Here is a 13,181-nt window from a genome sequence, read left to right on the forward strand (position 1 = left end):
TTTGCCCCCTAAATAATTAATTAATCTAATGTATATACTGCTCGTTCTCCACCGACTAGTTTTAAACGAGTTTTTGCAACTGTTACAACAGCTTCACCAATACGTTGGACAGATGTTCTAACAGGAACTGCCACCCTCTTTAAATGCATACCGATTAATGTTTGGCCGATATCAATTCCTGCATGAGCTTGTACAGTCTCTACAACGACGGGGTCTTGTAAATGACGATAAGCATATGCTGACATCGATCCTCCTGCTTTGACGACTGGAATAACAGCAACCTCTTCTAATTGATAGCGTTCTGCTGCTTCTCTCTCCATTGTTAAAGCACGATTAATATGTTCACAGCCTTGGAATACTAAATAGAGTCCATGCTGTTTTGCAAATTGTTCAAGTGGTTGATACAGTGCTTCTGCAATTTCCAACCCACCTGCTGTACCGATTTTTGCACCTTTGACTTCAGATGTGGAACATCCGACAACAAATAATTGCCCCTTTTTAAAAGTGGTTTGTTCTGCTAATTCATTTAATAAGATGGTTAGATCTTGCGAGATTGTGTCTAACATGATCATGTCTCCTTACGAATTGCGCTTATTTTTGTTCTTCAAGTGCAGTGATTTTTTCGATGCGGCGTTCATGACGACCACCTTCAAAATCTGTTTGTAACCAAGTTGCGACAATTTCACGTGCAAGGCCAGGGCCGATTACACGTTCACCCATTGCGATAATGTTTGAATCATTATGGCAACGTGTAGCTTTTGCTGAGAATACGTCATGTACTAATGCACAACGAATTCCTTTTACTTTATTTGCAGCGATTGACATACCAATGCCTGTACCACAAATTAAAATACCTTTATCGAAATTACCTGAAGCAACACCTTCTGATACTGGTTTTGCATAATCAGGGTAATCTACAGAGCTGTCGTCTTGAGGTCCAAAATCTTCATAACTGAATCCTAGCTCATCTAGTAAGGCCATAATCTCCTTACGTAAATTGTTTCCGCCATGGTCAGATGAAATTGCGATTTTCAATTTAATCCCTCTTTTCATTATGTTTAAGGTTCACTACAATATTACCATTTTTACATTGAGAAAGACATATATTTTCAAAATTTAAGGTCCTTCCACGCCCATAAGACGAACATTTAAAACTTAAAAAGATTATATAGTTAAGTTATAGATAGTAATCAGAGCTTTAAAATAAATAAAACATCTCTTTAAATCCATAATACCGAACTTTGCAGATTTATACAATACGTTAATTTTTCTGATAATTCTTACTATATGGACAAAAAATGTTATCTTTTTTCCATTTTTACTTCTTTAGTGAATCAAAACCTATTTCAAACCTGAATTTCTTTCAACAAAAAGAGATGGACTGAATCGCCCATCTCTCATTTTTTTTCGTATTGTTCTACATATTCAATGATTTGTTCCATATAACGAATTAATTGTTCATATCGTTCCGTCGTATAGGCATCCATCATCGTACGTAGATCCGCATAGCGTGTCGTTACATATTTTTCGCTATCAAATGTCGTAATCATCGCCCAATTCTTTTTATACTTGTCGAGCTTTTTCTCAAGTATCGCAAGTACGCGATAACAATCGACATATTCAAGATTGCCCAAACCAACCATCATATCATCAATGCCAATCGCTTGTTCGAACACTTTATAGATTTTTCCAGCGAGCTGTTCACGACCTTTTTCTGTAATCGTGAACATCTGCTTATCTGGACGATGTTCTTCATGCAGTACTTCTTCTACTGCAATCAAACCTTGTTTTTTTAGCGATTCAAAATTATAGTATAGCCGACTTTCTGATAGTGAGTTATTCAAATCGAGAATTTTAAAGTCAGCTAATTTTTTCTTGAGTTGATATGGATAGGCGCTCTGTTCTATTAAGTTACTTAAAATAAATATTTGAATACTCACTTCTTCAGCTCCTATATGTTGCTACATTATTTAGCTGTTGCTTCTGCCTCTGGTTTGTCGAGTGGTAGTGGACGGTGTAATAACCAAGCAATGATGATGTTAAATAACATTGCGACTAAGCCTACTGCTACTAGTCCCCAAATAAATGGTGCGGCAGATGTATTACCAAAGATGTTTGCAAAGTACGCTTGAACTGAATAGAACATTGGCGTAATGTGGCTACCCCATTGGAATGGTGCGTACATCATATCGTAAGAGATTGTTGCACCATTTGAAATTGTTTGGTAAAGCAGTACTGGAATATTCACAATCATACCTGCATCGCCTAATAAGAAGATGAACATAGCTGTGAAGTTGAAGCATACCCAGTAGTTTAATGCTTGTTGTCCCCACATTTCGAAGAATGCTTTTGATCCTTCTAAATGGTCGATTAATAAGAATGAAATAATTGTTGAAGCAATACCTGCAATCACACCAATGATGATTGATGCTAATTGCATATACGTGAAGAGACGTGTTTTTGTCGCTTTACCACGATTTAATTTGAATGCACCTACTAACATCATTGAACCAATCATGGCACCAATATATAGTGACATCGTTAAGAACATTGGTAGCATGTTATTTTGCATGCCTGCCGGTACATCGTTGATAATTTTAATGTTACCTTGATAGCTTGTTTGAATTGCTTCAGCCATCTCTTTTGCTTGTTCTTTTGGAACTTGTAACTGCGCTAAAATTCCTTCAGCTGTTTGCGTTGAGAATTGCTTACTTAGTTGTGCATTAATTTGACTTGCTACTTGTGTCATTGTTGAAGATACTGCTGTGGCAGATGCTTCGTTCACACTAAAGTCAATTGATGAACTTGTTTTACCATCTTGTAAATCTTTTGAGAATGTTTTTGGAATACGAACAACCATCGCTACTTCGTTGTCGTTCAATTCTTTCATTGCTTCTTTATTCGTTAAATCTTTTTCAATATGTTTAAATGGTAATTCTTTTTCAAGACTTTTTGCGATTTGTTTACCATATGCACCTTCGTCTTCGTTTACGATGGCTACATGTAAGCGGTCGATGTTTCCCGGAAGTGCCGAGTAACCAGCTAAAAAAATACCAAGCATAACTACGACATAAAAAATCGCCATGAACATAGCTGAACCAATACTTTTACCTTTAATAAAATCTTTGAATTTCATATTCTATGATGTTCCCCTTTTTGTTTTCATTTTGAATTAAAATACTTTAATTAGAGTATTTCAATTGAAGTATTGAATACTATATAATAAAAACATCCATTCGCGCAATGAGAAAATGAAGTCGATTTTAAAAAAATATCAAAATATGACGAAAGCGTGACAAGTATGTTTTAAAAGTCTTGACCAAATAATTCACCTTTTCTATAAACTTCAAAATTGAAGGTGAAGAGAACACTCTTTTTTAAATGTTCTATGGATTAAATCCATCTCTGAAATAAAAAAAGAAACCACTTTCCCCAAGTGATTTCTCTTTTCTACTATTATATTACTTAAATTGCTGAATGGTTTTATGCAGTTCTTCTGATTGTACTTGTAAGTTGCGTGATAGGTCATCCATTTGCGAAATCGAACGAGCTTGTTCTTCTGTCGCACTACGAACTTCCTGCGCTCCTGCACTTGTCTCCTCAGCAATCGCTGCTACTTCTTGTGACTGTTGTGCTGTTTGTTCAATATTGTGTAACTGTTTTCCAACAAATGTTGAAATCTCATCTACTGAAGATGCCATCTTATTCACAATCTGATTCATACTTGAAACAGCGTCTGTTGTTTCGTTGACACGTGCCATTTCATGTTCTGCAATTTCAACTTGTGACGTCATCTTGCCTACAACTTGTACAACGTCTGCTTGCATCACTTGAATTAATTTCGCAACACCTTTTGCTGCTTCTGCGCTACCATCCGCAAGTTTACGTACTTCTTCTGCTACAACTGCAAATCCTTTACCATGCTCACCAGCACGCGCTGCTTCAATTGACGCATTCAATGCCAGTAAATTCGTTTGCTCTGCAATTGAACCGACTAATAAAATAATCTTTTCAACTTCATTAGCATTGCGTTCTAATTGGTGGATATCTTGTAACGCAAGACGATTCCCCTCAGCCATATCTTGAATCCCCTTCACAAGTTGTTCAATGGCTGTTGTTGTGCGATTCAGTTCACCAATCATTTTTCGAGAATACTCTGAAGAAGTTACTGCGTGATTATTCACTTCATCTGCTAGTGAACGTACATCTTCCATCGCTTCAGCTGTATTTTGAATCGAGATGGCTGAATCTACAGCGCCTTCTGAAATCTGTGCGATTGTTTGGGCAATGGCATCCGACTGTTCTAAAGCTTCTTTTGATTCTACTGATAAAGCGCGAACCGTTTGATTCGTTTGTTGAAAATTATCTTCAATACTACTGACCATTTGACGCAAGTTGACAAGCATCGTTTGAAAAGCCTTCGCTAAAGATTCGATTTCATCTTTTGATTTACGAACCTCAATTTCTTGATGAATATTCCCTTTTGCTGCTTCTAGCGCTACTTTTTCAAGTTGTTGTAACGGCTTAATAATAAAGAATGCTAAAATTGCTGCTAAAATACCAGACCACATAACTCCTAAACTAAACGTTACAATCTCAAATACTAATACATTGGAATCGGGAAAGAACGTAGGCTGAATATATTGTATAAATACTAAGCTCGTCCCGTATGTAATGACTGCTAATGCTACTACAAATAAGACTAACTTTTTACGTAAACTAAATGCGTGCTTATTTTCTTTTTCCATGTATTAATCCTCCACTATTTTCGATTGAAGTGCGTCAATCAAACGTTGTAGTTCTTCAAATGTACGACGATAGACATCTACACTTCCACCGTATGGATCCGATACATCTTTTTGCAGATTATATACGTATTCATGTAATGTAAATGCTTTATCCGCAATGTGTGGGTATACTTGCAATAATGCATGTAAATGCGATCCTGTCATCGTCAAAATTAAATCTGACTGATTTAATCGATTTACATCTACTGGTGAAGATTGATGTTGCGCTTCAATTCCATGTTCTTGTAATACAATTTGCGCATTTGTAGACATTGGAACACCTGATTGTGCATAAACACCTGCTGAATATACATCCACATTTTCTAATTTCTTATGTTTCAAAATTGCTTCTGCCATTGGGCTTCGACATGTATTACCTGTACAAATAAAATAAATTTGCATGGCGCACCTCTCTTATAGTTAAATTATACCTTAAATAGAAGGAAAAATGATACATTTTACCAAAAAAATATTATGCCTAAAGTATCAACTATGACTTCGTACATTATTTATTTCCATCTATTTTTATTATATTCATCTTAACACATACCATCTAGAGAAAAGAAAAAAGAGAATCACTTGATTGCGTGATTCTCTTTGAAAACTTTTATTTATACCAATTACCGCCTGCTGATTTTTCAAGTCGGTTCATAATAGCTGAACCCACACCATCTGTCGTTGTCGCAGTTGCGAGTACAATATCTGCATCCGTTGCGTCACAAGCACGTAATGCATGATACAGATGTAACGCCATCTCTTCTTGTGTATCTTGTCCAAATGAGAAGAAATAATCCGCTTGCTCACACGCATAATTTTCTGGCGCGAGTAAAGCCACTTTTTTATTTTCTTTATGCAGCGCTTGAATTGCAGACTGGATTTTCTCTTCATCTTTTTCAATCATATAAACAGGCGCATTCGGTGCATAATGTGTATATTTCATACCGGGCGCTTTTGGGGCACCTTCTTTTTGTTCTAAGTGTGTTGGTTGATGAACTTCTCCAATGACAGCTTCCAACATTTCTTTTGTGACACCACCCGGACGTAGAATGGTGGGTATATCCAATGTGCAATCAATTACTGTTGATTCCACACCGATTCCTGTTGCGCCACCATCTACAATCATCGGAATTCTAGCTGCTAAGTCTTCTTCTACGTGAATACCTTCTGTTGGACTTGGCTTACCACTTCGGTTCGCACTTGGCGCAGCAACTGGTTCCCCTAGATGTCGTAACAATTGTAGTGATACGGGGTGGCTTGGCATGCGTAAACCAACTGTATCCAAACCAGCTGTTACTTTTTCAGATAGTATATTCGGCTTCACTTTACAAATAACAGTTAGAGGGCCTGGCCAAAATGCATCCATACATTTTTTTGCCTTATCATTTACATCGATTACATAGCGATCAATTTCTTCAATTGTTCCAATGTGAACGATTAATGGATTGTCAGATGGTCGACCTTTTGCTTCATAAATCTTAGCAACTGCCGCATTACTTGTTGCAACGCCACCTAGTCCATAAACTGTTTCGGTAGGAAACGCGACAACCTCACCTGCTTTTAATAATTGAACTGCTTCATCATAGGCAGAAGTAAATGTACCATCTGGATTGACGACTACTCGTTTTGTCTCCATTTTGTTCTTCCTCCCACACAATTTTTCAGAAAGTTATGCACATTTTTGATTTTTCGATTGAAATTGTGGATATTTCGTGAAATTCTGTGCATAACTTTTTCAGAAATATACGAATTTATTTGAAAATAGGTGCTTTAGACTTCTTATAAGTATTGATACTACGCATTTCGCACCATTTTTTAATTATTTTATAAATGTAAAGGTTTTATACTTTACAGTTGTGGATAACTATCCGATTTCACAAAAAACCATACGATCTTGTCCAAATAAATCTTTTAAAACTTCTACTTTTCCCTGTGGAAAACTTTTTTTCAATAAGTTATACACAGCTTCACCTTGTTGATAACCTATTTCAAAGCCAATAATTGCTTGGTTATGCACAATATGCGGTAACTCCTCACAAAGTCGACGATACAACTGAAGACCATTTTCTTCAGCGAATAGAGCTGTATGCGGTTCATGTTCTAATACTACTTCATTCATCACATTCACTTCGTCGAACGCAATGTACGGTGGGTTTGATAGTACAACATCGAATTTTTGATGTTGAACAGGTGCTGTTAAATCACCCTGCAAAAAAGTGACATCTGCTTCTAACAGTTGTGCATTTTGTTTTGCAGTTTGAAGTGCATCTTCACTTAGGTCAGTAGCTGTTACTTGCAGACTCGGGCGCTCTTTTTTTAGCGTAACTGCAATTGCACCACTGCCTGTTCCAATATCCACAAGTGATAATGATGCATCACCGAACTTCGCTGTCATCCGATCTAGTGCTTGCTCTACTAATTCTTCCGTTTCTGGTCTTGGAATTAATACAGCTTCATTCACTTGGAATGTACGACCATAAAATTGTTCTGTTCCAATTAAATATTGAACTGGTTTACCAGCGATATGAGCGTGGATTAGCTCCTCAAATTGTTGTTGCTGTTCTTCCGTTAAAGGCTCGCGCATGTTCAACATGAGACCTGTATAATCAACAGCTAAAACATGCTGAAGTAGTAAGCGGGCTGCATTCGCCTCACGATTTTTTTCCTCTAAAAAAGAAGAAGCCCATTGAAGGGCCTCGAAAACTTGCTTACATTCTTGGTTCATTTAGTTGGTCCAATTTTTTCGCTTGTTCTTCCATAATTAATGCATCGAATACTTCATCGAGCTTACCTTCGATGATTTGGTCTAATTTTTGAATTGTTAAGCCAATACGGTGATCCGTTACACGGTTTTGTGGATAGTTGTATGTGCGAATACGCTCCGAACGGTCACCTGTACCAACAGCTGATTTACGTTCCGCATCGTATTCACTTTGCGCTTCTTGTTGTAATTTATCATATACACGCGCACGTAAAATTTTCATCGCTTTTTCGCGGTTTTTTAATTGTGAACGTTCATCTTGCATCGCTACAACAACGCCTGTTGGAATATGCGTCATACGTACAGCTGATGCTGTTTTGTTGACGTGCTGACCACCTGCGCCTGATGCGTGGTAAATATCGACACGAATATCTTTTTCTTGTAAGTCTAATTCTACTTCTTCTGCTTCTGGCATAACCACTACTGTTGATGTAGATGTGTGTACACGACCTTGTGATTCTGTTTCTGGAACACGTTGTACACGGTGTGCGCCACTTTCATACTTGAATTTTGAGTAAGCGCCTTGTCCATTAATCATGAAGACAATCTCTTTATACCCACCAAGTTCTGTTGGGTTCGCGTTCATAACTTCGATTTTCCAGCCTTGTGTTTCCGCATATTTACTGTACATACGGAATAGAGAGTTTGCGAATAAGGCTGCTTCGTCTCCACCTGCTGCCCCACGAATCTCCATGATTACGTTTTTACTGTCGTTCGGGTCTTTTGGAATTAACAGTACTTTTAGGCGTTCTTCTAAGCCCGGTACTTGTACTTCTAGTTCTTTTAATTCTTCTTTAACCATTTCTTTCATATCTGGATCAAGCTTTTCGTCTAACATCTCTTTTGCGTCAGCGATTTGCTCTTTAATTGATTTATACTCACGATACACTTCAACTGTTTCTTGAATATCTGATTGTTCTTTTGAATATTGTGCTAATTTTTTATTATCCGATACAACGTCCGGGTCACTTAATAACTCATTTAAACGTTCATAACGGTCCTCAACTGCTTGAAGGCGATCAAACATATATTTTCACCTTTTCCTTTCTTATTCCTAATCTATATCATGTTTTATCTATTTATTGTCCCTATAATAGTATAAAGAAAAAGAGTAACTCTTGCTACTCTTTTAAAAATCATCCTATATATTTTACCCTAAAAAACGACTTTTTTCATCACTTTTCTACAACAGATGTCTTACCTTCTGGTACAAAGTGATGATGACGACATCTTGGCTCGTATGCTTCAGATGCACCTACTAAAATAACAGGATCGTCCGCTTTTGCAGGTTCTCCGTTAATTAAACGCTGTGTGCGACTAGCTGGTGAGCCACATTCGCTACATACAGCTTGTAATTTCGTGACTTGTTCCGCAATCGCCATTAAAAATGGCATCGGTCCAAATGGAACGCCTTTAAAATCTTGGTCAAGTCCAGCTAAAATCACGCGATAGCCATGATCTGCTAATTTTTGTACCGTTTCGATAATATCGTGACCAAAGAATTGGGCTTCATCAATTGCTATAACATCGTACTCGTCTGAGATATAATCCCACATTTCTGATGGTTCTTGAATCGGATAAGCAATAACGGTTGTGCCATTATGTGATACAACGGCTTCTTCACTATAACGATTATCAATTTGTGGCTTGAATACTGCAATGCGTTGTTTCGCAAATTGTGCACGACGTACACGACGAATTAACTCCTCCGACTTCCCAGAGAACATACTACCGCAAATTACTTCAATCCAGCCATTTTGCTGCGTTACATACATTGGAATACCCCTTTCTTCATTCTATAATTATGGCATTATTTATATGTAAATTCAAAATTTTATATGATGTAAAACGATGATTTTATTTTAAACAACGTGCTTTATACTACAGGAATCTACCCTTTTTATCAAGGTTAAATACATGGTCATTTTCGCACTTTTTTTAAAAGGAGTTTGGCGTTGAAAGGGACTGATTCGCTTACGAAAGGGAATCTCCTCCGACGAAAGGGACAAATCCGCGCGCGAATGGGAAACACCACCATCGAAAGGGACAAATCTGCGCGCCAAAGGGAATCTCCGCCGTTGAAAGGGACAAATCCGCGCGCGAATGGGAAACACCACCATCGAAAGGGACAAATCTGCGCGCCAAAGGGAATCTTCACCGTTGAAAGGGACTATTCCACGCGCCAAAGGGAATCTCCTTCGACGAAAGGGACAAATCCACGCGCCAAAGGGAATCTCCTCCGCCGAAAGGGACAAATCCACGCACGAAAGGGAATCTTCGCCGTTGAAAGGGACAAATCCACGCGTGAATGGGAGTCTTCGCCTTTGAAAGGGACAAATTTGCGCGCGAATGGGAGTCTTCGCCTTTGAAAGGGACAAATCCACGCGCGAATGGGAAACACCGCCATCGAAAGGGACTCTCCTCCGCCGAAAGGGACAAATCCACGCGCGAAAGGGAAACACCGCCATCGAAAGGGACTAATCCGCGCGCCAAAGGGAATCTCCTTCGACGAAAGGGACAAATCCACGCGCCAAAGGGAAACGCCGCCTGCGAAAGGGACTATTCCACGCGCGAAAGGGAAACACCACCATCGAAAGGGACAAATCCGCGCGCCAAAGGGAATCTCCTCCGACGAAAGGGACTATTCCACGCGCGAATGGGAATCCACACCTATATAAAACGAAAAATACCTGCTAAGCGACGAAGCGCCTAGCAGGTATTTTAATAATTCGAGTTGAATTATTTAAGACCGTATTTTTTGTTGAAACGATCAACACGTCCATCAGCAGACGCGAATTTTTGACGGCCAGTGTAGAATGGGTGACATTCGTTGCAGAATTCGACAACGATGTTTTCTTTTACTGAACCAGTTTTGAAAGTGTTACCACAAGAGCAAGTTACTGTTGCTTCTTTGTAATCTGGGTGAATACCTTGTTTCATGTTTGTTTCTCCTCTCGCCCTGAACCATCTGGAACAGAGTAGTTAATATCAAACTGTTGCCTTACACGACCCAGAATCATCTGTCGCATATGCAACACGTAATGATTGCATCATGAATCAAATTATAACAAAGACCTTATTTGAATGCAATTTATTTTTCTCGATATGACATAAATAAAATGTTTTGAGCCTCTATTATGTAAGATTAAATAAGCCCTTTACCATTCGTTGCTTTTTTCATACTTGAATCAAGCTTTTCAAAAAATTCTTCATTCGTTTTACATGTACGTAGTTTTTTCAAGAACTTCTCTGTAAAGTCAGGTGCATCCGCAAATGTTTTACGAATTCCCCACAACTTATTCAATTGTTCTTTTGGAATGAGTAATTCTTCTTTTCGTGTTCCTGAACGACGAATATCAATCGCTGGGAAAATACGACGCTCTGCTAAATTTCGATCTAAGTGCAATTCTAAGTTCCCTGTACCTTTGAACTCTTCATAAATCACTTCATCCATGCGTGAACCCGTATCAACTAGAGCAGTTGCTAAAATTGTTAGACTTCCGCCCTCTTCGATATTACGTGCAGCACCGAAGAATCGTTTTGGACGATGGAAGGCAGCTGGGTCAATACCACCTGAAAGTGTACGTCCACTTGGTGGAATAACCAAGTTATAAGCACGTGCTAAACGTGTAATCGAGTCCATTAAAATAATGACATCACGTTTATGTTCCACAAGGCGCATCGCACGCTCTAATACTAATTCTGCTACCTTTACATGATTTTCAGGTAATTCATCGAATGTCGAGCTGACAACATCCGCTTGAACAGAACGCTCAATATCTGTTACTTCCTCAGGACGTTCATCGATTAATAAAACAATTAATTCAGCTTCAGGATACTTTTCTGTAATGGCATTCGCTATTTCTTTTAATAATAGCGTTTTACCTGCTTTTGGTGGCGCTACAATCAACCCACGTTGTCCAAAACCAACCGGTGCAACTAAATCCATAATTCGTGTTGATAATTTCGTCGGTGTTGTTTCTAGTTTGATTTGTCGATCTGGATATAGTGGTGTTAAAGCCGGAAAATGAACACGTTCTTTTGCAGTCTCAGGATTCTCACCATTTACTGCTTCTACGTGTAGTAAACCATAATAACGTTCGTTTTCTTTTGGTGGACGTACTTTACCCGTTACTTTATCTCCATTACGTAAGCTAAAACGACGAATTTGAGATGCAGAGATATAAATATCTTCAGAACTTGGCGAATAGTTAATTGGACGTAAGAATCCGAAACCTTCTTGTGAGACGATTTCTAAAATCCCTTCCATGAAGAAGTATCCTTCCTGTTCAGCTCTTGATTTTAAAATAGCAAAGATTAATTCTTTTTTCGTTAATTTACTATAATAAGATACTTTATACTCTTTTGCGAGCGCATAAAGATCCTTGAGTTTCATATCCTCAAGTTGTGAAATTGTTAATGCCGGCATATTTATTCAACACCACTCTTATATTATTTTTTTATTTATTTTATATGCAATGCATGGGAATTTAAAAGAGATGTATAGAAAGAAAGGGCTCGACAGCTTGCGCTGCCGAGCAATTATATAAGTAGAATGAGAAAGTTTTGTTTAGTCTTCCATGTATAAGTTTGGTTTTTTCGTTAAACTATGGCGACCTTCTACAAAACGGACAGTACCAGATTTTGCACGCATTACAACTGATTCTGTTGTACAGTGTCCACCTTTGAACTGAACACCTTTTAGTAATTCGCCATCTGTTACACCTGTCGCTGCAAAGATTGCGTCATCACCTTTTACTAAATCATCCATGTATAAAACTGTGTTTACTTCAATTCCCATTTTTTCACAACGAGCGATTTCTTCATCGTTCGATGCAACTAAACGACCTTGGAATTCTCCGCCTAGACATTTTAAAGCTACTGCTGCGATTACGCCTTCTGGTGCACCGCCTGTACCGAATAAAATATCTACACCTGTTTCATCAAATGCTGTATTAATAGCTGCTGCTACGTCGCCGTCATTAATGAATTTAATACGAGCTCCCGCTGCACGGATTTCGTCTACGATTGCTTGGTGTCGATCACGTTTTAACAACGTTGCTACAACATCCTCGATATGCTTGCCTTTTGCTTCTGCTACAGCTTTTAAGTTATCTGTTACAGATGCATTAATGTCGATTTTTCCAGCTGCTTCTGGTCCAACCGCAATTTTGTCCATATACATATCTGGTGCATGAAGTAGATTTCCTCTATCTGCAATTGCAAGTACTGTTAACGCATTACCGCTACCAGCTGCTACGATATTCGTACCTTCAAGTGGGTCTACTGCGATATCTACTTGTGGTCCATTTGGATCTGAACCTAATTTTTCACCGATGTATAGCATTGGCGCTTCGTCCATTTCACCTTCACCGATTACTACTACTGCGTCCATTGGAATTGAGTCGAATACTTGACGCATCGCTGTTGTTGCTGCATCATCTGCTTCGATTTTTAATCCTCGGCCCATCCATCTTGCTGATGCGATTGCCGCTGCTTCTGTTACACGTACTACTTCCATTGATAAACTGCGTTTCATCTTTTACTGTTCCTCCCGTTTGCCACTTTTTCTTAATAGTGGAATGGTTTAAACCAAATCTATTGTAGCACAGTGAGAAAATTATAGTGCTGTTTTC

General features: G+C 38.4%; 13 protein-coding genes. All 13 read right to left on the reverse strand.

Going from position 1 to position 13,181, the window contains the following annotated elements; genetic code table 11:
* Positions 1-20: 20 nt before the first annotated feature.
* Positions 21-566: a TIGR01440 family protein gene (locus tag ASO14_RS12500; RefSeq protein ID WP_156422375.1), complete on the reverse strand. Its 546-nt coding sequence runs from the start codon at positions 564-566 to the stop codon at positions 21-23.
* 25 nt (positions 567-591) lie between these two features.
* On the reverse strand, positions 592-1,035 hold the full coding sequence (gene rpiB / locus ASO14_RS12505) for a ribose 5-phosphate isomerase B (protein WP_068455885.1): 444 nt from the start codon (positions 1,033-1,035) through the stop codon (positions 592-594).
* 362 nt (positions 1,036-1,397) lie between these two features.
* Positions 1,398-1,940 carry a PadR family transcriptional regulator gene (locus ASO14_RS12510; protein WP_068455888.1) on the reverse strand — a complete coding sequence of 181 codons (543 nt, stop codon included), beginning with the start codon at positions 1,938-1,940 and terminating at the stop codon, positions 1,398-1,400.
* A 26-nt stretch (positions 1,941-1,966) separates the two neighbouring features.
* The gene (locus ASO14_RS12515; RefSeq protein WP_068455891.1) at positions 1,967-3,136 is read right to left on the reverse strand and encodes a YhgE/Pip domain-containing protein; all 1,170 of its coding nucleotides are present in this window, start codon (positions 3,134-3,136) and stop codon (positions 1,967-1,969) included.
* Positions 3,137-3,461: 325 nt separating this feature from the next.
* The gene (locus tag ASO14_RS12520) at positions 3,462-4,748 is read right to left on the reverse strand and encodes a methyl-accepting chemotaxis protein (protein WP_068455903.1); all 1,287 of its coding nucleotides are present in this window, start codon (positions 4,746-4,748) and stop codon (positions 3,462-3,464) included.
* Between the two features lie 3 nt (positions 4,749-4,751).
* A complete protein-coding gene (locus ASO14_RS12525) occupies positions 4,752-5,189 on the reverse strand; it encodes a low molecular weight protein arginine phosphatase (protein WP_068455906.1) in 438 nt (145 codons plus the stop codon).
* A gap of 205 nt (positions 5,190-5,394) precedes the next feature.
* Complete coding sequence (locus ASO14_RS12530; RefSeq protein WP_068455909.1) at positions 5,395-6,420, reverse strand: L-threonylcarbamoyladenylate synthase; 1,026 nt, start codon at positions 6,418-6,420, stop codon at positions 5,395-5,397.
* A 228-nt stretch (positions 6,421-6,648) separates the two neighbouring features.
* On the reverse strand, positions 6,649-7,509 hold the full coding sequence (prmC, locus tag ASO14_RS12535) for a peptide chain release factor N(5)-glutamine methyltransferase (protein WP_068455912.1): 861 nt from the start codon (positions 7,507-7,509) through the stop codon (positions 6,649-6,651).
* Complete coding sequence (gene prfA, locus ASO14_RS12540; protein WP_068455916.1) at positions 7,493-8,572, reverse strand: peptide chain release factor 1; 1,080 nt, start codon at positions 8,570-8,572, stop codon at positions 7,493-7,495. The genes prmC and prfA overlap by 17 nt, the downstream gene beginning before the upstream one ends.
* A gap of 148 nt (positions 8,573-8,720) precedes the next feature.
* On the reverse strand, positions 8,721-9,320 hold the full coding sequence (locus ASO14_RS12545; RefSeq protein WP_068455919.1) for a thymidine kinase: 600 nt from the start codon (positions 9,318-9,320) through the stop codon (positions 8,721-8,723).
* A gap of 964 nt (positions 9,321-10,284) precedes the next feature.
* Positions 10,285-10,485, reverse strand: coding sequence for a 50S ribosomal protein L31 (rpmE, locus tag ASO14_RS12560; protein ID WP_068455929.1), 201 nt, complete (start codon positions 10,483-10,485; stop codon positions 10,285-10,287).
* A 205-nt stretch (positions 10,486-10,690) separates the two neighbouring features.
* Positions 10,691-11,974, reverse strand: coding sequence for a transcription termination factor Rho (gene rho, locus ASO14_RS12565; RefSeq protein WP_068455932.1), 1,284 nt, complete (start codon positions 11,972-11,974; stop codon positions 10,691-10,693).
* Between the two features lie 141 nt (positions 11,975-12,115).
* Complete coding sequence (gene glpX, locus ASO14_RS12570) at positions 12,116-13,084, reverse strand: class II fructose-bisphosphatase (protein ID WP_068455935.1); 969 nt, start codon at positions 13,082-13,084, stop codon at positions 12,116-12,118.
* Positions 13,085-13,181: the final 97 nt, after the last annotated feature.

Origin of the sequence: Kurthia sp. 11kri321, assembly GCF_001534765.1 — a bacterium.
GTDB lineage: Bacteria > Bacillota > Bacilli > Bacillales_A > Planococcaceae > Kurthia > Kurthia gibsonii.